The sequence below is a fragment of the Mesorhizobium sp. P3_B5 genome (genome assembly GCF_056402815.1).
On the sequence record NZ_JBFUGR010000005.1, the window covers coordinates 290,502 to 311,455 of the forward strand.

Consider the following 20,954-nt stretch of genomic DNA (forward strand, 5'->3'; position numbering starts at 1 on the left):
GAGGTTCACCCCAGATCGACCACCGCTTGCGCCTTGTGGGCGGCTTCGACCACCGCCAGCGCCGTCATGTTGACGACGCCGCGCGAGGTCACCGACGGCGTCAGAATGTGCGCCGGTTTGTCTGTGCCGAGCAGGATTGGACCGACATGCAGCGCGTCCATCATCGTGCGCAGCGTGGTGAGCGTGATGTTGGCGGAATCGAGATTGGGGAAGACCAGCAGATTGGCTTCGCCCTTCAGCCGCGAATGCGGATAGACGCGCTGGCGCAGATGCTCAGACAGGGCCGAATCGGCATGCATCTCGCCGTCTGACTGCAGGTCGGGCGCTATCCGCGCCAGGATTGCCGCTGCCTGGCGCATCTTCAAGGCGCTCGACGAATCGCGCGAGCCGAAATCCGAATGCGACAAAAGGGCGGCCTTCGGCTCGATGCCGAAGCGCTGGATTTCTTCCGCCGCCAGCACTGTCATCTCGGCGATTTCTTCCGCCGTCGGATCGACGGAGACATGGGTGTCGGTGAGGAAAATGATGCCGCGCTGCGAGATCAGCATCGAAAGTGTCGACAGGTCTCGGTCCCTGACGCCAGCACGTGGGCCTATGACGAGCGTCACGTTGCGCAAATGGCGCTCGAAACGCCCTTCGAGCCCGCAGATCATGGCATCGGCGTCGCCGCGCTTCAGGGCAAGTGCCGCGATCACCGTGTTGTCGGTGCGCACCATGGTGCGCGCGGCTTCCGTCGTCACGCCGCGCCGTCCCGCAAGTTCGATCAACAGGTCGACATAGTGGCGATAGCGCGGATCGTCTTCGGGGTTGATCAGGCCGAAATCGACGCCCGGCCTGATGCGCAGACCGTAACGCTTCAGCCTGACTTCGATGACGTGCGGGCGGCCGATCAGGATCGGCTCGGCGATGCCTTCCTCCAGCACCACCTGGGCGGCACGCAGCACGCGCTCGTCCTCGCCGTCGGCATAGATGACGCGCTTGGCGCTCGACGCCTTGGCCGAGGAGAACACCGGCTTCATGACCAGGCCGGAGCGGAAGACGAAGCGGTTCAGCTTGTCGATATAGGCGGCAAAGTCCGTGATCGGCCGTGTGGCGACACCCGTCTCGCACGCAGCCTTGGCGACCGCGGGCGCAATGCGCAGGATTAGCCTCGGATCGAAGGGCGAGGGGATCAGGAATTCAGGGCCGAAGATCGGTGTCTCGCCGGAATAGGCGCGCGCCGCGACATCCGACGGCTCTTCGCGGGCAAGGGCCGCGATTGCCCGCACCGCCGCCATCTTCATCTCTTCGTTGATGGCCTTGGCGCCGCAATCCAGCGCGCCGCGAAAGATGTAAGGAAAACAAAGGACATTGTTGACCTGATTGGGAAAATCCGAACGCCCGGTGCAGATCATCGCATCGGGGCGCGCCTCTCGCGCCGTTTCCGGCATGATCTCGGGATTAGGGTTGGCCAGCGCCAGGATCAGCGGTTTTGGCGCCATGTGCTGCAGCAATTCCGGCTTCAGCACACCGGCGGCGGAAAGGCCGAGGAACACATCGGCGCCTGGAATGACATCGGCCAGCGTGCGCGCCTCGGTGTCCTTCACATAGGGGTCTTTCCAGCGGTCCATCTCATCGATGCGGCCCTTGTAGGCGACGCCGAAACGGTCGGTGACCCAGATGTTTTCGACCTTGGCGCCGAGCGAGACCAGAAGATTGAGGCAGGCAAGCGCGGCGGCTCCGGCGCCCGAGGTGACGATCTTGATGTCCGAAATGGTCTTGCCGGCGAATTCCAGGCCGTTGAGCACGGCGGCAGCAACGATGATGGCAGTGCCGTGCTGGTCGTCATGGAACACCGGAATGCCCATGCGGGCCTTCAGCTGTTCCTCGACCTCAAAACATTCCGGCGCCTTGATGTCCTCGAGGTTGATGCCGCCAAAGGTCGGTTCCAGTGCCGAGATCGTCTCGACCATGCGCTCGATCCCCGGCGCGTCGATCTCGATGTCGAACACGTCGATGCCGGCGAATTTCTTGAACAGCACCGCTTTGCCTTCCATCACCGGCTTGGAAGCCAGCGGGCCGATATTGCCGAGACCGAGCACCGCCGAACCATTGGTGACGACACCGACCAGATTAGCCCGCGCCGTATAGTCGGCGGCGGTCTCGGGATTGTCGCGGATTTCGAGGCAAGGGGCGGCGACGCCCGGCGAATAAGCGAGCGCCAGGTCGCGCTGGTTACCGAGCGGCTTGGTCGCCTGTATCTCGAGCTTCCCCGGCGTCGGGAATTTGTGAAAGTAGAGCGCGGCTTCGTCGAGATCCGACCGTGCCGTCTTGTTGCTTTCGCCTTCCATGCCGGCCTCCCTGCAATCCTGCTTTGAAGCCTTTTAGCATGCGGCAGCGGTTTTTCGCGACGCCAAATGACGCATTCGCCGAATAGACCGGCGAAGCGTCAAAAATCAAGTTATCTCAGATGCTTGTGCTGAAATCCTGTCGAATGGATCAGGTCGCGCTCCGGGCCGCGCGATCAGAACGCGCTGACGTAGAGGCCGCCGTCGACCGGTATGTTCTGACCGGTGAGATAACCGGCATGGACCGAGCACAGGAAGGCGCAGATCTGGCCGAATTCCTCCGGCGTGCCGAGCCGCTTGGCCGGGACGTCGGCGCTGATGCGGGTCTTGCGCGCCGCAGCGGCTGCCGGATCTTCCACGGTACCGGCCTCGTGCGGGCCGCGCAGCCGGTCGGTGTCGAGCTTGCCCGGCAGCATGCTGTTGATGGTCACGTTGCGGTCGACCACCGTGCGCGCCACGCCGGCAAGGAACGAGGTCAACCCGGCGCGCGCGCCGGACGACAGATCAAGGCCTGGGATCGGCACGTAGACCGACAGCGAGGTGATGTTGACGATGCGGCCGAAGCCGCGTACCGCCATACCATCGATCACGGCTTGCACCAGCTCGATCGGCGTCACCATGTTCTGGGTCACGCCTTCGAGGATCTTTTCGCGATCGAGCGTGCGGAAATCGCGCAGCGGCGGACCGCCATTGTTGTTGACCAGGATATCGGGGTCGGGGCAGGCGGCAAGCAGCGCCTTCTGCACCTCCGGCTTCGACACGTCGCCGACGATTTCAGTCACCTTGACGCCGAATCTTTCGCGCAGCTCCGCGGCGGTCCTGGCCAGCAGCTCGGCATTGCGCCCGTTGACGACCAGGTCGCAGCCGGCCTCGGCCAACGCCATGGCGCAACCGCGCCCCAGCCCCTTGCTCGAAGCGCAGACAATGGCCTTCTTGCCGCGAATGCCGAGATCCATGACGAAATCCTCCAATTGATCGGCGGCAAGCTAGTCCTTTGGCTGGACCAATCGCAACCGTCATACGGTTGTTGCATGAATCGGGGCATAGCCTGCGCGAAAGCAACGGTGACAATCTGATGTCTGGCGAAGAGCCCCGCACTTTCCGCAGCATGTTCATCTCCGATATCCATCTCGGATCGAAGGCGGCCAAGGCCGAGTTCCTGATCGATTTCCTGCGTTACCACGACGCCGATATCATTTATCTCGTAGGCGACATCGTCGACGGCTGGCGCTTGCGCAGAAGCTGGCATTGGCCGCAGAGCCACAATGACGTTGTCCAGAAACTGCTGCGCAAGGCGCGCAAGGGCACCAGCATCACCTATATCGCCGGCAATCACGACGAGTTCGCCCGCCAGTTCCAGGGCGTGCATTTCGGCGGCATCGTCGTTGCCGATCGCGCCATCCACGAAACCGCCGATGGCAGGCGTTTGCTGGTCATCCATGGCGACCAGTTCGACACCGTCGTCCACAATGCGCGCTGGCTCGCCTATCTCGGTGACTACGCCTATGACGCGGCCATGCTCGTCAACCGGGTGGTGACGCGGCTTCGCCAGCTGCTGGGCTTGCCCTACTGGTCGTTTTCGTCCTGGGCCAAGGTCAACGTCAAGAAGGCGGTGAACTTCATCGGCTCGTTCCAGACCATGCTGACCGAGGAAGCGCGGCGCTCGCATGTCGACGGTGTCATCTGCGGCCATATCCACCATGCCGCGATCGAGGACTACGGGGACGTGCAATACATCAACACCGGCGACTGGGTGGAAAGCTGCACGGCCGTGGTCGAGCATTTTGACGGCCGGATGGAAATCCTGCACTGGGCGCAGGTCCTGCCTGAAGCTCTCGACGAGCCGTTCATCCCGATGCTCATCGAGGACAGGGTGGTCGAGGCCGCGTGACGCAAAACGCGTTGCGGATTTCGGCGCCAATCGGTTGGTCCAGCCGGTTTCGTCCTGATTTCCTCCGTGTTAAGGGGTCTGTACGTTGCTGGCCGGCCGGTCGAATGCGGCGTAATTGGATCGATTCATGTCGCTGCCGCCGCTCTCGCCCGAACAGCTCGTCAAACCACGCCATTTCGAACTGCGCATGAGCCTGATCTTCGCGACACTTTTCGTGTCGCTGGGGACGCATCTGCCTTATTTCCCGCTCTGGCTGCAGGCAAAGGGTTTCCATGCCGGGCAGATCGCCGTCATTCTCGCAGCACCGATGTTTCTGCGCGTGGTGACGACGCCGCTGCTGACCGCGCTGGCCGACCGGGCCAGGGACCGCGCCAATGTCTACATCGCGCTGGTGCTTGCGACGCTGGTGCTTTCCGCTGGTTATTTTCTGCCGGCCACCTACGCCATGGTGCTCGCCGTATCGCTGGCGCTGACCATCGTCTGGACGCCGCACTCGCCGATTGCCGATTCGCTGGCGCTGTCGGGCGTGCGCCGCTTCGGCTCGAACTACACCAGCATGCGCAAATGGGGATCGATCTCCTATCTGTGCGCCAACGTTGCAGGCGGCTTCATCCTGGCGGCAACCGGGCCGCAAGCCGTTCCGGTGATCATCTTCGTGGCGCTCAGTGCTCAACTTGGCGCCGGCCTGCTGGCGCCGCGCCTTGGCCGGCCCCGCCGCGCCTCGCCGCTTTCGGCCACCGATATCCAGCAATCGGCGCCAAAACTGCTCAACCCGTATTTCCTGTATTTCTCCATCGGCGTCGGCACCATCACCGCCAGCCATGCCTTTCTCTACGGCTTCGTGTCGATCTACTGGAAATCGATCGGCATCAGCGATTCGGTCGTCGGACTGCTCTGGGCCTGGGGCGTCGTCTCCGAGGTCTGCATGTTCGTGATCTTCACCCGCGTTTTCGGGTCGTTCTCCGTCGTCTCGATCATGGCCATCGCCGGCATCGGCTCGGTCGTGCGCTGGATCGCCTTCCCGCTGATCTGGCCGCTCGGCCTGGGCATTCCAGGGTTTTTCGGCGTTCAGACACTGCACGCGGTTTCGGTCGCGATGGTGCTGATCGGCCTGCAGAAGATGATCGGCGAGACTGTCTCCGAAGAGCGCACCGGAGCCGCGCAAGGCATCGCCTACTTCTCCAACGGCTTCTTCATGGCCGTGGCAACGCTGGCGTCGGGTCCCCTCTACGACCGCTTCGGCGTCGATGGCTTCTTTGCCATGATCCCGATCGCCTTGATTGGACTGACGCTGATCGGCTTTGCCGCGCGCTCAGCCCCACAGCGCCGTATCGGGCGGTGATACCATCGATCCGCGGTAGACAAGACCGGGATCGCGGTCGCGGGCAAGCAGCAGCGGACCGTCGAGATCGACGAAGTCGGCATCCTGCGCCAGCAGCACGGCCGGCGCCATCGCCAGCGATGTCCCGACCATGCAGCCGACCATTACGCCGAAACCCAGCTCACGGGCGCGATCGCGAAGCATGAGTGCTGCGGTCAGCCCGCCCGATTTGTCGAGCTTGATGTTGACGGCATCGTAAAGGCCGACAAGTGCTGCGAGGTTTTCTGCCTCATGCACGCTTTCATCGGCGCAGATCGGCACGGGGTGCGCGATGTGGCGCAAGATGCCGTCCCGGCCAGCCGGCAGCGGCTGTTCGATCAGCGCAATGCCCAGCTCGGCGGCGAAAGCGAGGTTTGCGACGATGTTGTCGTCGGTCCAGCCCTCATTGGCGTCGAGGATGATGCGGCTGGCCGGTGCAGCGTCCCGGACCGCGCGGATACGGGCGACATCATTGTCGCCGCCGATCTTGACCTTGAGCAGCGGCCGCGCCGCATTGGCGCGGGCCTGTGCCGCCATCGCTTCGGGTTCGCCGAGCGACAGCGTGTAGGCCGTCTCAAGCGCCCGCAATGGCTCGCTGCAGATGCTTGCGGCCACCGTCTTGCCGCTGATCTTCGCCTCCAGGTCCCATAGCGCGCAGTCGATGGCGTTGCGCGCCGCACCGGCCGGCATCGCGCTGAGCAGGGCGGTGCGGCTGATGCCGTCCGCAATCGGCTTGCGCATGGCTTCGATCGCGTCGTGCACGCCCTCCATGCTCTCGCCATAGCGCTTGTAGGGAACGCATTCGCCGCGACCGCGTTGGGCGCCGTCGCCGATCGTGCAGGTGATGACCTCGGCCTCGGTCTTCGAACCGCGTGAGATGGTGAAGGTTCCGGCGATGGGAAAACGCTCGGCCTCAACCGAAATGACACGCGCCATATTTTTCTGCTCCGGCCGTGCGACAAGCGTCGTCGGCAAATCGACAGGTCAGACCCGCCAGGCTAAACAGGACGCCATGTTGACCATCGGCAAACGCGACGCAAGCGGCACGACCGCCAAGGAGGCTGACCGAGAGCCGCGTGTCGCGGTTGGCGAAGAGGGCAATATTCTCGGCTGCGCTTTCTCCGGTATCTGGACAACGCGCACCGTTGCGCTGGTCGACGCCGAAATGCGCAAAATCGAGAAACGAAACAATTTCAAGATTTTGGCGCTCGACCTTTCCAAGATCGAGAAGATTGATACCGCCGGCGCCTGGCTCATCGACCGTCTGGTCAGCGCCTTCGAGAAGAAGGGCGTCGAGGTCAAGATGCAGGGGCAAAGCGAGATAGCCTCGATCCTGCTCGGCGCTGTCGGCGAAGCTGTCCGGCGCGAGTCCGAATCGAGCCGCGTTCGGCCGCCCAACATCGTCATTCGCGGGCTGGAGGCGGTCGGGCGCCGCGTCTATGAGATGCGCGACGATTTCCTTGCCTCGATGAACATTCTCGGCGCCACCATCGGCGGCGCGCAGATGAAGCTGGGGCGCGGCCATGCCATCAACCCGGCGGCGATCTTCAATCAGATCGATCGCATGGGTGTCGGTGCCATTCCGGTGGTTGTGCTGATGTCGGCGATCGTCGGCGCAATCGTTGCCCAGCAAGGCGCCTACCAGCTCAACTATTTCGGCGCCAACATCTTCGTCGTCGACCTGGTCGGCGTGCTGATCCTGCGCGAACTTGGCGTGCTGATGACCGCCATCATGATCGCCGGCCGCTCCGGCAGCGCCATCACTGCCGAAATCGGCTCGATGAAGATGCGCGAGGAAGTCGATGCGCTGAAGGTCATCGGCCTCAATCCGATCGGCGTGCTGGTCTTTCCGCGCCTGGTCGCGCTGGTGATCGCGCTGCCCTGCCTGACCATCATCGCCAATTTCGCAGCCCTTGGCGGCGGCATCCTCGCCGCCTGGCTTTATTCGGGCATTGCGCCGTCCGCTTTCATTGACCGGCTGCGCGGCGCGATCGATATCAGCACCATCTTCGCCGGCCTGATCAAGGCGCCGTTCATGGCCATGATCATCGGCACCATTGCTTCCGTGGAAGGCATGAAAGTCGGCGGCAGCGCCGAATCGCTGGGGTTGCACGTCACCGCCTCGGTGGTGAAGTCGATCTTCGTCGTCATCATCCTCGATGGGCTCTTCGCCATCTTCTACGCGGCGATCGAGTTCTGACATGATGTTGCGAAAGAAGAGAAGGGCGAGTGCACTGGCGGTCGATGCAGGCGAGGGTGACATCGTGCTTTCCGCGCGCGACGTCACCGTGGCCTTTGGCGACAAGATCATTCTCGACAAACTGTCGCTCGATATCAGGCGCGGCGAGATTCTCGGCTTCGTCGGCGCCTCGGGTGCCGGCAAGTCGGTTCTTTTGCGCACCATCCTTGGCCTGACAAGCAAACAGTCGGGAACGATCAAGCTGTTCGGCATCGATGTCGAAAAAATGAGCGACTTGGAGCGCCTACGCATCGACATGCGTCTTGGCGTTCTTTTCCAGCATGGCGCGTTGTTTTCCGCACTGACGGTGCTCGAGAACGTTCAGGTGCCGATGCGCGAATATCTCGATTTGCCGAAAAAACTGATGGATGAGCTGGCGATGCTCAAGGTCGAACTGGTCGGGCTGCCGCCGGACGCGGCGCAGAAATTCCCCTCCGAGCTTTCCGGCGGCATGATCAAACGTGCGGCCCTGGCGCGCGCCCTGGCGCTCGATCCGGACATCGTCTTCCTCGACGAGCCGACTTCCGGTCTCGATCCGATCAGCGCGGCGGAGTTCGACGAACTGGTGGTCAAGCTGCGCGACACGATGGATTTGACTGTCTACATGGTCACGCACGATCTCGACACGCTGTTCACCGCTTGCGACCACGTAGCGGTGCTCGGCAACAAGAAAGTGCTGGTTGAAGGCACGATCGACGACATGCTGAAGAGCGAGGAACCGTGGGTAAAATCCTATTTCCGCGGAAAACGCGCCCGGCAACTTGATCTTGCCGCGCGCGCATAGCCATAAGTGAAGCAATGGAAACCCGAGCCAACTACGTCATTGTCGGCATCTTCACCCTGGCTGCGATCCTGGCGGCCTTCGCCTTCGTCTATTGGACCGCCCAGATCGGCGACAAGGGCGAGACGACGTTGTTGCGGGTGCGCATTCAGGGTTCGGCTTCCGGCCTCGGCCCCGGCAGTCTGGTGCTGTTCAACGGCGTCAAGGTCGGTGTGGTCAAGCGCGTTTATTTCGACCCCAAGGATCCGAATGCCGCCATCGCCAACACCGAGATCGACAAGACAACGCCGATCACCAAATCGACGCAGGCCGATATCGGCATCGCCAGCCTTGCCGGTCAGGTCAACATCGAACTCAAGGGCGCCGATCCCAAGGAGCCGAGGCTGCTCGAGCAAGCGGAAAAGGAAGGCAGGACCGCCGAGATCGTCGCCAACCCGTCCGCCGTCAACAATCTCCTGCAGACGGCGCAGAACATCTTCACCCGTGCCGACAAGGTGCTTTCCGATCTCGAAGGTTTCACCAAGGATGTTCGCGGACCACTGACCCAGACCGTCAAGAACGCCCAGACCTTCTCCGATGCGCTGGCCAAGAATGCCGATGGTATCGACAAGTTCCTGTCGAGTGTCAGCGCGCTGGCCGACGAATTGAAGGGGGTTTCCGGCAAGCTCGACGGCACGCTGAAGGCCGCGGAAGGCTTGCTCAATGCCGTCGACAAGGACCAGATCAAGAGCATCGTCGCCAATGTGAACACCGTAACCGCCAATCTGAAGGAGACCAGCGGACAGCTCGACGGCGTGATCAAGAACGTCGACACGGCGGTCGGGTCGGTCAATGATTTCGCCAAGCAGACGCAAGGCACGCTGGCCAAGGTCGACGGCGTTCTCGACGGCATCGATCCGGCGCAGGTCCGCACGGCGCTGGCCAACATCCAGAAAGCCAGCGAAAGCGCCGACAAGGCGGCTGCCGACATCGCGAAGGTGACCGGCAAGTTCGCCGACCGGGCCGACGATATCGACGAGACGATCAAGGATGCCAAGCAGCTGGCGCAGCGTCTCAACGACGCCTCGGTGCGCGTCGACGGCATCCTTGCCAGGGTCGACACGCTGTTGGGCTCCGGCCAGGCCGACGGCCTGATGGCTGATGCCAGGGACACGCTGAAGTCGTTCAAGCAGGTCGCCGACACGCTGAACGCTCGCCTTGGCGTCATCACCGACAATCTGGCGCGGTTCTCCGGCCAGGGGCTCTCAAATGTCGAGGCGCTGGTCCAGGACAGCCGTCGTTCGATCAGCCGCATCGAAGAGGCGGTAACCGACCTCAGCCGCAATCCGCAGCGGATTCTTTCCGGTGGCGACGGTGAGGTTCGGCAATATGATGGCAGGGTGCGGCGTTGACTTCGGCCTCCGCTCGCCCCAAGAACATGAGCAGCGAGTGCGGGTTGATCTTACGATCCGGGGACAACGGGGATCGCGCGTGAAGTCGGTGTCGGTGAGAATGGGCGGGTTGACGTCGGCTGCGGCCCTGCTTGCATTGACGCTTGCCGGTTGCGCGGCGCTGGGTGGCAAGCCTGCCCCGCTGGATACGTTTGAACTTTCGGCGCCGTCGCTCGATGCGCGCGGCCACAGCCGTCGCCAGATACTCATCGCCCAGCCGTCGGCGCTCAAGGCACTGGACAGCCAGAACATCGTCATCAAGCCGTCCGATCGCTCGATCCAGTATCTCAAGGGTGCGCAATGGGCCGACCGGCTGCCACTGATCGTGCAGGCGCGGCTGGCCGAGACGTTTCAGCGCTCGGGCAGCTTTGCCGGCGTCGGCAAGCCCGGCGAGGGGCTGGCCATCGACTATCAGGTGATCGTCGAGATCCGTTCCTTCGAAGTCCGCGTCGACGGTGGCGACCACGCCGAGGTCAACCTGTTCGTGCGCATATTGAACGACCGCAACGGCGAGGTCCGCGCCTCGAAGAGCTTCACGGCATCCGCGCCGGTTTCGGGCAGCGGCAATGCGGCCTATGTCGCCGCACTCGACAGTGCCTTTGGCGACACGGCCAAGCAGATCGTCCGCTGGACGGATTCGCTGATCTGAGCAGCCTGACGATCGGTTGCCCGGATAGTTCCTCAAGTGTCCTGCCAAGCCACCAAGTCGTATCGGGCACCTTCGTTGCGAAAGAAGTGCGCGATCGCCTTGTAACATTGGTCGATCGGGATGCACCACGAGAGCGGATACACGTCGATCTGACCGTTCGCGAGGGTGTAGACGCAGGTCCCATCCCCACGGTGGGCACCAAGTGTCACCGAGCCGCTATCGCCTTCGTAGCGCAGATACATCAGCCAGGCTTTGCGGCCATTTCGCAGCATGGAAATGGATTGGCCACCGGGGGCTGAAATCCAAAGCTCAAACAGCGGCTCCAGATCGAATCGGCTCAAGGCAGAAGCAAACTCTTCGAAGCCTTCATATGACTGAGAGATTCCGTTGAGTGTGACTTCCACCGGGTCAGCCTGTCGCTGAAAGTGGTGGCAATGCGGTCACCACCATCGGAGCTTGCAAGGAGCAAGCGTTGCCGTGTCCACTGCGGAAGACCGGGGGTCTCCCGCATGCGGATCGGAGCTAGTGCAACCGGCCGCTGGCATGCGCCAGCATGGTGTAGACCTTGCCGGTGTCTGACGTCAGGTAGGTCTGCGCCATGATGTTGTCGCGGTCGTTGCGCGACACGTCCTTGAGCAGCTTCTCGAAATCGTCGCAGTAGCGGTCGACGGCGGCGCGGAACTCGGCCTCTGACTGATACTTGCGGCGGATCTCGTCAAACGTCTGCTGGCCCTTCAGCGTGTAGAGCCGCCGCGTGAACACGTCACGCTCGCCGCGTCGGTAGCGGTTCCACAGCTCGATTGAGGCGTCGTGATCGATGGCCCGCGCAATGTCGACGGACAGCGAGTTGAGCGACTCCATGACGTGCAGCGGCGAGCGCTGGGCGGGAGCCGAGCGAGGTGCTTCCGCCGGTGCGACGGGTCTGGCGTCTTCCTCACGCGAAGCCCCGGTCAGCAGATCGCGCACCCAGCCGCCTTGCGGCGTACGGGCGTTTTGATCGCGCTGGCGCTGGGCCGTCTCGGTCGGGCGCTCGAGGTCGAGCGTGCCGCGCAGTGCGGTGCCGCCCAACGGCGCCTGCGGGGCCAGACGCTCCGCCTGCGGCTGCGGCGGCGCCGGGGGACGGCGCTGCGGCTCGGCCGGACGCTGAACAGGCGCTTGCGGTGCCGGACGCAGGTTGCGCTGCTCGGAATTGTCGCTTCCGCGGCCCGATTTCGCAACGATATCCGACAGTTCCTTCAGCGCGTTGATCTGTTCGGCGACGGCGCGACGGATGGCAGAGGTCGATTCCTTGGCCTCTTCCGGCATCTCGATGACGCCCTTCTTGAGTTCGGCGCGGGTGAGGTCGAGCTCGCTCTTGATCGAGCCGGCCGTGCGCCGGATCTCCTCGGTGGCTTCGGCGAAGCGCGTTGTCGCCGAATCGACGACCTCGGAAATAGCGGTCCGAATCTTTTCCGCCGATTCCATGGTTCTGCCTTCGGCGTTCTGCATCGTCTGGCCGACCAGGCTCTCGAACGAACGCATGACCTTTTCGAGATCCTCCGACTTCTTGACCAGGCCGACGGCGAGGTCCTCGAGCGACGACTGCCGCTCGAGCGTATGCTCGAGGTTGCTCTGCGCCGAACTCAACAGGTCCGAAGCGCTGGACAGCAAGCGGCTGTGCTCGTCGAACTTGGTGGCGATAGAGGCGACCTCGCGCAACGTGGACGACGACAGTTCGGTAAGCCGTGTCGTGTTGGAATCGACCAGGCGCGCCGAGCTGGCAAAAGTCTGCGCGGCCTTTTCCGTCGTTGCGGCAAAGCTCTGTGTGCTGCCGCTCAGGCGTTCGTCGACCTGACCCAGATTGACCGCGGCCTGCTCGATGAGCTGACCGAGCTGCGAGCTGGAGGTGGACATGCGGCCGATGAGATCGGCGACACTGTCGGAGAGCGACGAGCGCGCGCCTTCGACCGCCGACAAGGTTTCGGCCGTGCGGCTGGCGAGCGCGTTGACGAGGGCGGCGTTTTCGCTGCGCAGCTTCTCGGTCGCACGTTCGGTGACCTCTTCCATGCTCTTTTGCAATTCCGAGCCGCCCTGGGCAAAACGTTCGACCAGCGGCCGCGCCGTTTCGTCGAGGATTTTGGCCATCTCGGCGGAACGCGACGCGAGCATGGTGTTGAGCTCGCGGGTGTTGGCGCCGATGGTCTTGGCGGCATCGTTGGTGCTCTGGCCGATATGCTGGCCGACCGCGGTGAAGGTTTCCGCGATCACATTGGCGCGCGAAACCAGCTGAGCCTCGGCGCTCGACACCTGCTCGTTGAGCCTCTGGCCCATCGTCTCGGCGGTGTAGGCGAGGCGGTTTTCGACACCGGCGATCTGCTCCTCGACACGGGCAGCCGCAGCCGCGGCGCTCGAGGCAAGGCGCTCGTCGGCGCCGGCAAGCGCCTGCTCGATTTCGCGGGCGTGGACGGCCAGTTCCTGACCGGTCTGGCGTGCACGGTCGGCAACCCTCTGCTCGGTGCTGGCAAAGGCGCCGACAATGGTCTCGGCGTGCCCACCGATCGCGCTGCTGCTGTCGGCGATGCGCGACACCAGGCGCTGGTCCGCATCGTCGAAGATGCGGGCGATTTCGGATGCACGCGACGACAGCGCTTCCGAACCTTCGGCGATACGCGAGAGCAGGTGCTGGTCGGCGGCATCGAAGATGCGGCCGAGATCCGATGCGCGTGACGCCAGCGCCTCGGCCGATTCGCCGATGCGCATGCTCAGCCGCTGGTCGGCGCCTTCGAAATTGCGCAGGATGTCGCCGGCGCGTGCTGCCAGCGACTGCGCCGTCTCGACGGCGCGGGCAACCAGCTTCTGGTCCGCCGCGTCGAATGTGCCGGCGATCTCGCCGGCGCGGGCGGCCAACTGCTCGGCCGTCGCCTCGGCGCGAGCCAGCAACGTGTTGTGCGTGTCGTCATGCCGGGCAAGCAGCGCGCTCGAAGTATCCTCGGCCCGCGCGATCAAGGCACTCGACGTGTCTTCTGCACGTGCATGCAGGCGGCGATCCGCCTCCTCGAAGGTGCGGGCGATGTCCTCGGCCCTGGCCAGCAGGGCCGCCGAAGTCTGCTCGGCGCGTTCGGCGATCTTGCGGTCGGCATCGCTGAAGGCGGCACCCGCCTGCTCGTGCAGCGCGCTGGTGACTTCCATGACCTTCTCGCGCAAGGCGCCGGCGACGAAGACGGCGCTTTTCTCAAGCACGGCGCGGACATTGTCGACACCCACCGACAGCGCACGCTCCATGGTTCCGGCGCGCTCCTCGATGATGCCGGTCTGCCGGCTGAATGCCTGCTCGATCTTCTCGACATCGGCGGCGATTGCAGCGGAAATATCGGTGCTTCTGGCGGCGATCTGATCGATATGGCCGGACAGCGAGCGGTCGACGTCCTTGCGCGTATCGGTCAGTTTTACGAGATCGTCTTCCAGCGCACGGGTCAGCATGTTGCGGCCTTCGGCCAGCTTGCCGACGTGCCCGGCGATGATGTCGTCGACCTCGCTGCGGCTCGCCGCAAGCTTCTGCATATCGGCTTCGAGCGCGCGCCTGAGGATGTCGCGGCCCTCGGCCAGCTTTTCGACCTGGCCGGCGACCAGCCCGTCGATGCTGGAACGGCTCTCCGCCAGCTTGGCGAGATCGTCTTCAAGCGCCTTCGACAGGGTCGAACGATCCTGGACGAGCCTTTCGCTGTGGCCTTGGAGGAGGCCGTTGACGTTTTCCAGATCGGCTTCCAGCACCCGTGCGAACTCCGAACGGTTTTCGGTCAGCTTCTGCGACTGGTCGGCGATGGTGCCCTTGATCATGTTCAGATCGGCTTCCAGCGCACGCCTGAGAATGTCGCGGCCTTCGGCCAGCTTTTCGACCTGGCCAGCGACCAGCCCGTCGATGCTGGAGCGGCTTTCCGCCAGCTTGGCGAGATCGTCTTCGAGCGCCTTCGACAGGGTCGAGCGATCCTGGGCAAGCCTGTTCATATGGTCGGAGACAATGCCGTTCACGCTCTGCAGGTCGGTTTCCAATGCGCGTGAAAGCTGGCTGCGATCCTCGGCCAGTTTTTCGGACTGGCTGGCGAGGGTGCTCTTGATCGTATTCAGATCGGCTTCGAGCGCGCGCTTGAGGATGTCACGGCCTTCGGCCAGCTTCTCGACCTGGCCAGCGACCAGCCCGTCAATGCTCGATCGTCCTTCCGCCAGCTTGGCAAGGTCGGCTTCGAGCGTCTGCGACAGCAGCGTGCGATCGTCGGCGAGCCTGGTCGAATGACCTTCGATCAGATTGCGTATGCCCGACAGATCGCTCTCCAGCGCTCTGCTTAGCTCGGTCCGGTCTTCGGCCAGTTTCGCCGAATGATTCTCGATCACGCCCTTGATGCCGATAATGTCGCTTTCCAGCGCCTTGGTAAGAATGGCGCGGCCTTCGGCGATCTTCTCGACCTGGCTCGCGACCAGACCGTCGACGCTGGCGCGGCTGTCGGCCAGCTTGCCGAGATCAGCCTCGAGCGCGCGCGAAAGAATGTTGCGGCCCTCGGCGAGTTTGCCAACATGCCCGGCAACCATTTCATCAATGATCGTACGGGCTTGCACCAGTTTTCCGGAGTCGTCGTTCAAGGCCTGGGACAGCCGGCTGCGGCCGTCTTCGAGCCGCTCGAGATGGCTACCGAGTGAAGCGTCGATGGCGGCGCGCGACTCGTTGACCTTGCGCAGATCCTCTTCGAGAGCGCGCGAGATCAGGTTGCGGCCTTCGGCCAGCTTCTGAACCTGGTTGGTCACGGCGGCGTCGATGCCGGCGCGACCTTCGGCGAACTTCGCCAGATCGGCCTCCATCGCAGCCGCCATGCGGTCCCGGCTTTCGGAAAGCTTGCGGCTGTGGTCTTCGATCGCTTCCTCGATGCCGACGCGGGCATCGGAAAGCCGCTGGATGTCGGTGTCGAAGGAACGCGATACGACATGACGGGCCGCTTCCATGCGGCCGGCGAAATCGCTGGCGCGGGCTTCGAGCATCGACGAGGTGGACGAGACGATGTCGGCCATATCGGCGCCGATCTGGGTCTTGCCCTGATCGATCATCGCCGACAGCGTGTCCTTGCTCTCCGCGAAGGTGTGCGCGATCTCACGCGCGCGCTCGACCAATGTCTCGTTGATCTGGCGTGCGCGGGCTTCGAGAGCGGCATTGAGTTTCTGCGTGCCGGTGTCCAGCGCCTCGGCGCGGGTCTGGAATTCGCTGATCAGAGCCTGGCCGCGCTCGGCCAGCGTCCGTTCGATGCCGTTGAGGCTGGCTTCGAATTCGGAATTGAGCGTGCGCGCGGCACCGCCGAGCAGCGACACCATGCCGGTGGTGCGGTCGTCGAGCAGGTCGGTCAGCGATCGGGTGAGACCGTCGGTCGTGTCCGTCAGCTTGGCAATGCGGGTGTCGAGCAGGCTGGCGAAGGCTTCGCCGGACGTTGACAGCCGGTCGGTGATCGAATCGAGTCGGCCTTCGACCGAATCGAAGATCGACATCGAGCTTTCGTTGATCCTGTCGATCAGCGTGTCGCCGGAATTGGTGATCGTCATCGACAATTTGGTCGATGCGTTGAGGATCGAGTCACGAATGATGTCGCTGGCAGCGCCGATTTCATCCTTCAGCGTCTCGTGGGCGCCGGTGATCGAGGCGCGCACCCGCTCGGCGTGGGTGACAACGGCTTCGCGCTCGCTGCCGAGCCCGTCGACAAGCGAACGGATGCGGGATTCGTTCTCCGAATAGGAGCGTTCGATCTGGTTGACCTCGCTGTGGACCAGGGTTTCGAGCTCGACGGCACGCGCCAGCGTGCGTTCGATGCCTTCACCCATGGCCGCCACCTCGCGGCGGACGGCCTGCCCGACCATCATGACGCGGTCCTGGGCAAGGTTTTCCGGTTCGGCCAGGCGGAAGGCCACTTCGGTCATCGATTGTGCGGCAATGCGCATTTCTTGCGCGCGCCGGATCATCGCCGCGAAGGCCCAGAACAGGATGATAGGAATGATCGCCGCGACCGCCAGCCCGATCAGCTCGGGGCGGGCGAGAAACTGGTCAAGCGTGCGGATTTTCCAGATGCTGGGCCCAAACAAAAGATTGGCCAGGCCGCCGGCGCCCGCAATCCAGGCCAGCGAAACGAATGCCACGACCCAGTAGATCGTGTTCGAAGCGCGGCGATTGAGGGTATGCAGAAGCGACTTGTAGTCTTTTTGACGGTCGTCATTGGCTGGTGCGAAACCGGCCGGCTGGGAGCTGTTGCGGGTTTCCACAGGGCGCAACTCGGCCGGCTTGGCCTTGGCTGCGGGCTTTGCGTTCTGGCTCTGATTGGCAGGAGCGGCGGCGGGCTGCGGGCTGCGGCCTTCGCGCGCCAATTCGTCCGCGGCTTGCGATATCTGTGCTTCCAGGTCTTCCATCGAAGCGGCGATGTCGAGGTCGCCGGTGTCTCCGCTCAGATCGAGATCAAGTGCCTTTTCGAGTTCCCTGGCTACGTCGCTGTCGAGAGTTCTGGTCGTCGTTGTTGGTTTCTTCGCCATGCCTTCGCTACCCTGTACTAGCTGCCGCGGGACTTATGATTCTGGTTGTCTTATCCCATGCAGGAGGCTGAAAATGGACCCCTCGTATCGTAATGACACACAGGGGTAAAGAAAACCTGCATTCCGCGAGATACGTAAAACTTTAAATATAAGGTTAACAGGAACGTGATTTCGCGGCCTCTGCGGCAACAATTTTCCGGGCCATTCATTAACGCGATAGCTACGGAAATCGCGTAGTTTTTTCGGCGGTCGGGACAAGGAGTTTCAAATTGGTACGCGGTGAAAGCGGCATTGCCTTTTCAATGCCCGGTGGCGATGTGTCGGGAACGGGTCGAGCGCGACCGGTGGACCTGGCCCATCTTGCACGTCAGACGATGGGTGACCGGGGCCTTGAGCAGGAGGTGCTGGCGCTGTTCGTGCAGCAGGCGCTTTCCGTCCGCGACAAGATAGCCGACGCCGACGTCAGGGAACGACTGCTTCTGGCGCATGGGCTGAAGGGTTCGGCGCGAGGGGTCGGCGCCTTCGCCATCGCCGACTGCGCAACCGACATCGAGCGTCAGCCCGAAGACGTCAGAACCCTCAAGCGTCTTGGCACTTTGATCGAGGAAGTGCGCGATTTCATCGCCGCCATCAGTCGCTGAAATCGGTTTTCCCTAAAAAACGTCACGCAGCGCCGCTTTCGCACGGCAGTTGACTTGTCTGGCGGAGTGATTATCTCGGCTGGGACTCCCTTCAGGTGACAAATGACCAAGCTGACCTTCATCGCCCATGACGGCACTCATTTCGACGTCGATGCCGAAAACGGCTCGACCGTCATGGAAAACGCAATCCGCCATGCGGTGCCGGGGATCGAGGCCGAATGCGGCGGCGCCTGCGCATGCGCGACCTGCCATGTCTATGTCGACGAGGCATGGACGGCCGAGGTCGGCGAACCGGAAGCGATGGAGGAAGACATGCTGGACTTCGCCTATGAGGTCCAGCCGAACTCGCGGCTGTCGTGCCAGATCAAGGTGCGCGACGCTCTCGACGGCCTGGTTGTGCGCGTGCCCGCCCGCCAGGGCTGAGCCGGCTTTTTTTCCGCTGCAGCTTGGCAGCAGGCCTATGGTCATGCAGTGTCGCGCGGTTTCCGCATCGAGGCGCTTTTCATGACCGATATTATCAAGACGGACGTACTCATTGTCGGGGCAGGGCCTGTCGGCCTGTTCGCTGTGTTCGAACTCGGCCTCTTCGACATGAAGTGCCATCTGATCGACATTCTCGATCGTCCTGGCGGACAATGCGCCGAACTCTATCCGGAAAAGCCGATCTACGACATTCCCGGCTGGCCGCTGATCACGGCGCAGGGCCTGGTTGACAAGCTGCTCGAGCAGATCCACCCGTTCAAGCCGGAATTCTCCTACAACCGCATGGTTTCTAGCCTCGAAAAGCTCGAGGATGGCAGCTTTCGCGTCACCACCGACGAGAACGAGGTGTTTGAAGCCAAGGTGGTGGTGATCGCCGCTGGCGGCGGCTCGTTCCAGCCGAAACGGCCGCCGATCCCGGGCATCGAGCCCTATGAAGGCAAAAGCGTCTTCTACTCGGTTCGCCGCATGGAGGAATTCCGCGGCCACGATCTCGTCATCGTCGGCGGCGGCGATTCAGCGCTCGACTGGACGCTGAACCTGCAACCGGTGGCAAAAAGCGTGACGCTGGTGCACCGTCGCCCGGAATTCCGCGCCGCGCCCGACAGCGTCAACAAGATGTACGCCATGCAGGCGATGAAGGAGCTGGATTTTCAGGTCGGCCAGGTGACCGGCCTGACCGGCGCCGACGGCCAGCTTGCCTCGGCGATCATCAAGGGACCTGACGGCGACGTCGAAGTGCCTTGCACGCGCATGCTGCCGTTCTTCGGCCTGACCATGAAGCTCGGGCCGATCGCCGAATGGGGGCTCAATCTCCACGAGAACCTGATCCCGGTCGATACCGAGAAATTCCAGACCTCGGTATCAGGCATTTTCGCCGTCGGCGACATCAACTGGTATCCCGGCAAGCTGAAGCTGATCCTGTCGGGATTCCATGAGGTGGCGCTGATGGCGCAGGCCGCCAAGCGCATCATCAGCCCCGGCGAGCGCATCGTGTTCCAGTACACGACGTCGTCGACCAGCCTGCAGAAGAAGCTCGGCGTCCACGATTGAAGTCTGGAGCATGATCCCGAAAGTGGTTCCGGTTTTCGGACAAGATCGTGCTCAAACGAACAGCTAGAGCCTACTCCGCCAAGATTGGAGCCGCGGTCTCGTCATTGCCGCGCAGCACTTTTTCCGGCATCAGCGCGAGCATCACCAGCGCCAGGACCAGCGTCGCTGCGGCGGCGAGAAAGATCATCACGAACGGCAATCCGGATATGACCTGTCCCGCGGCCGGCGTGCCTTCGCCGGCAAGCGGCAAGCCGTAGCCCAGGGCGACGGCGCCGAGCATGGCGACGCCGAGCGCGCTGCCCAGCGAACGCAGGAACGTCAGCACGCCGGTGGCGACACCGAGATGCATGCGGTCGACGGCATTCTGGACCGAGACCGTGACCACCGGAAAGGTTGTTCCCGAGCCCAGCCCGATGCAGATGGTCAGCACTTCGACCACCACCAGTGGGGCATGTTCGGCAACGAGGCTGAGCAATCCCAGGCACAGTATGGCGAATGTCACCCCCACCATGGCGATCCGCTTGTAGTGGGTAAAGCGCGGGATCGTGCGGCCGCTGAATGTCGCGCCGGCCACCGTGCCGAGCAGCAAGCCGAGCATGGCGATGCCCGATTGGCTGACCGACAAACCGACGATCGATTGCAGATAGACAGGCAGGTAGACCGCCAGCCCGATATTGGCGGCCTGCAGCATGAACATCGAAAGCGTGCCGGCGCGAACAATCGGATTGCCAAGCACTTCGAGCGAGATCAGCGGTTCGGCCGCGCGCAGCAGGCGCAGCGCAAAGGCGGCCCAGAAAACTGCCGAACAGGCAACGAGCCCGAGGATTTCGCGCGACATCCAGGGATAGGTGCTGCCGCCCCAGTTCAGCGCCAGCAGCAGCAGCGCCGTCGCCACCACCAGAAGCACCGCGCCGAGGCCGTCGATGCTATGATGTTTTGCCGCGATCGGCAGTTTCTTCAGCGGCTTGTTGATGATCGCCATCGCCGCAAGGCCGAGCGGAATGTTGATCCAGAAGATCAGCGACCAGTGCAAATGTTCGGCAAAGGTGCCGCCAAGCAGCGGACCGGCGATGCTGGCGACAGCCCATGTGCCGGCGATCCAGGCGGCATAACGCGCCCGCTCGCGCGGCGGCACGAGGTCGCCGATGACTGTCTGCGCCAGGGCAAACAGCCCGCCGCCGCCGGCGCCCTGGATCGCCCGGCCGATGACCAGGACGAGCATGTTCGGCGCCATGGCGCTGACCAGCGATCCCAGGAGAAAGATCAGGATCGCCGCGTAGACGGTCGGCCGCCGCCCGTAGACATCGGAAATCTTGCCGTAGAGCGGCGCCACGGCGGTGGCGGTCAAGAGATAGCCGGTGACGATCCATGGCAAATATTCGGCATGACCGAGCGCCCGCCCGATCGTCGGCATGGCCGGCGAGACGATGGTCTGGTCAAGTGCCGCCAAAAGCATCGACAACAACACCCCAGCGATGATGGCGTTTTTCTCGCTTTCGCTGAGCGGCGTGCCGGCTTCCACCATCGTTTGCTTGTCGACAGCCTGGTCCATGCTGGGTCGTCCATGTG

15 protein-coding genes are annotated in these 20,954 nt (G+C 63.2%); 9 read left to right on the forward strand and 6 right to left on the reverse strand.

Annotated elements, in window-relative coordinates; all coding sequences use genetic code 11:
* Window positions 1-5: 5 nt before the first annotated feature.
* Window positions 6-2,330, reverse strand: a complete 2,325-nt coding sequence (locus AC1DVW_RS15640) for an NADP-dependent malic enzyme (RefSeq protein ID WP_477269467.1) — start codon at window positions 2,328-2,330, stop codon at window positions 6-8.
* Window positions 2,331-2,503: 173 nt separating this feature from the next.
* Entirely contained in the window at window positions 2,504-3,283 is a 780-nt protein-coding gene (locus AC1DVW_RS15645) for an SDR family oxidoreductase (protein WP_477324209.1), read from the reverse strand.
* 152 nt (window positions 3,284-3,435) lie between these two features.
* On the opposite strand from AC1DVW_RS15645, the gene AC1DVW_RS15650 reads away from it, so the two are divergent.
* Both AC1DVW_RS15650 and AC1DVW_RS15655 read left to right on the forward strand, forming a co-directional pair.
* On the forward strand, window positions 3,436-4,218 hold the full coding sequence (locus tag AC1DVW_RS15650) for a UDP-2,3-diacylglucosamine diphosphatase (protein WP_477324384.1): 783 nt from the start codon (window positions 3,436-3,438) through the stop codon (window positions 4,216-4,218).
* Between the two features lie 127 nt (window positions 4,219-4,345).
* Window positions 4,346-5,560 (forward strand): MFS transporter, encoded by a 1,215-nt coding sequence (locus tag AC1DVW_RS15655; RefSeq protein ID WP_477324211.1) that lies wholly within the window; start codon window positions 4,346-4,348, stop codon window positions 5,558-5,560.
* On the opposite strand, the gene dgcA is transcribed toward AC1DVW_RS15655, so the two are convergent.
* On the reverse strand, window positions 5,531-6,514 hold the full coding sequence (gene dgcA / locus AC1DVW_RS15660) for an N-acetyl-D-Glu racemase DgcA (RefSeq protein ID WP_477243002.1): 984 nt from the start codon (window positions 6,512-6,514) through the stop codon (window positions 5,531-5,533). The genes AC1DVW_RS15655 and dgcA overlap by 30 nt on opposite strands.
* A gap of 76 nt (window positions 6,515-6,590) precedes the next feature.
* Here dgcA and AC1DVW_RS15665 point away from each other — a divergent pair, with 76 nt between their 5' ends.
* From AC1DVW_RS15665 to AC1DVW_RS15680, 4 genes are all read left to right on the forward strand, one after another.
* Window positions 6,591-7,778: an MlaE family ABC transporter permease gene (locus AC1DVW_RS15665; RefSeq protein WP_477243003.1), complete on the forward strand. Its 1,188-nt coding sequence runs from the start codon at window positions 6,591-6,593 to the stop codon at window positions 7,776-7,778.
* Window position 7,779: 1 nt separating this feature from the next.
* Entirely contained in the window at window positions 7,780-8,601 is an 822-nt protein-coding gene (locus AC1DVW_RS15670; protein ID WP_477324213.1) for an ABC transporter ATP-binding protein, read from the forward strand.
* Window positions 8,602-8,615: 14 nt separating this feature from the next.
* The gene (locus AC1DVW_RS15675; protein ID WP_477324215.1) at window positions 8,616-9,989 is read left to right on the forward strand and encodes an MlaD family protein; all 1,374 of its coding nucleotides are present in this window, start codon (window positions 8,616-8,618) and stop codon (window positions 9,987-9,989) included.
* Between the two features lie 100 nt (window positions 9,990-10,089).
* Complete coding sequence (locus tag AC1DVW_RS15680; protein WP_477324386.1) at window positions 10,090-10,677, forward strand: ABC-type transport auxiliary lipoprotein family protein; 588 nt, start codon at window positions 10,090-10,092, stop codon at window positions 10,675-10,677.
* Window positions 10,678-10,709: 32 nt separating this feature from the next.
* On the opposite strand, the gene AC1DVW_RS15685 is transcribed toward AC1DVW_RS15680, so the two are convergent.
* Both AC1DVW_RS15685 and AC1DVW_RS15690 read right to left on the reverse strand, forming a co-directional pair.
* The gene (locus AC1DVW_RS15685) at window positions 10,710-11,081 is read right to left on the reverse strand and encodes an Imm1 family immunity protein (protein ID WP_477269476.1); all 372 of its coding nucleotides are present in this window, start codon (window positions 11,079-11,081) and stop codon (window positions 10,710-10,712) included.
* Between the two features lie 118 nt (window positions 11,082-11,199).
* Complete coding sequence (locus AC1DVW_RS15690) at window positions 11,200-17,211, reverse strand: coiled-coil domain-containing protein (RefSeq protein ID WP_477243008.1); 6,012 nt, start codon at window positions 17,209-17,211, stop codon at window positions 11,200-11,202.
* A gap of 302 nt (window positions 17,212-17,513) precedes the next feature.
* Here AC1DVW_RS15690 and AC1DVW_RS15695 point away from each other — a divergent pair, with 302 nt between their 5' ends.
* From AC1DVW_RS15695 to AC1DVW_RS15705, 3 genes are all read left to right on the forward strand, one after another.
* A complete protein-coding gene (locus AC1DVW_RS15695; RefSeq protein WP_477269999.1) occupies window positions 17,514-17,852 on the forward strand; it encodes an Hpt domain-containing protein in 339 nt (112 codons plus the stop codon).
* A 102-nt stretch (window positions 17,853-17,954) separates the two neighbouring features.
* A complete protein-coding gene (locus tag AC1DVW_RS15700) occupies window positions 17,955-18,275 on the forward strand; it encodes a (2Fe-2S)-binding protein (protein ID WP_258601887.1) in 321 nt (106 codons plus the stop codon).
* A gap of 81 nt (window positions 18,276-18,356) precedes the next feature.
* The gene (locus tag AC1DVW_RS15705) at window positions 18,357-19,385 is read left to right on the forward strand and encodes an NAD(P)/FAD-dependent oxidoreductase (protein WP_477269480.1); all 1,029 of its coding nucleotides are present in this window, start codon (window positions 18,357-18,359) and stop codon (window positions 19,383-19,385) included.
* 70 nt (window positions 19,386-19,455) lie between these two features.
* Here the strand turns inward: AC1DVW_RS15705 and AC1DVW_RS15710 are convergent, their stop codons facing one another.
* Window positions 19,456-20,937, reverse strand: coding sequence for an MDR family MFS transporter (locus AC1DVW_RS15710; RefSeq protein ID WP_477324218.1), 1,482 nt, complete (start codon window positions 20,935-20,937; stop codon window positions 19,456-19,458).
* Between the last annotated feature and the right edge of the window lie 17 nt (window positions 20,938-20,954).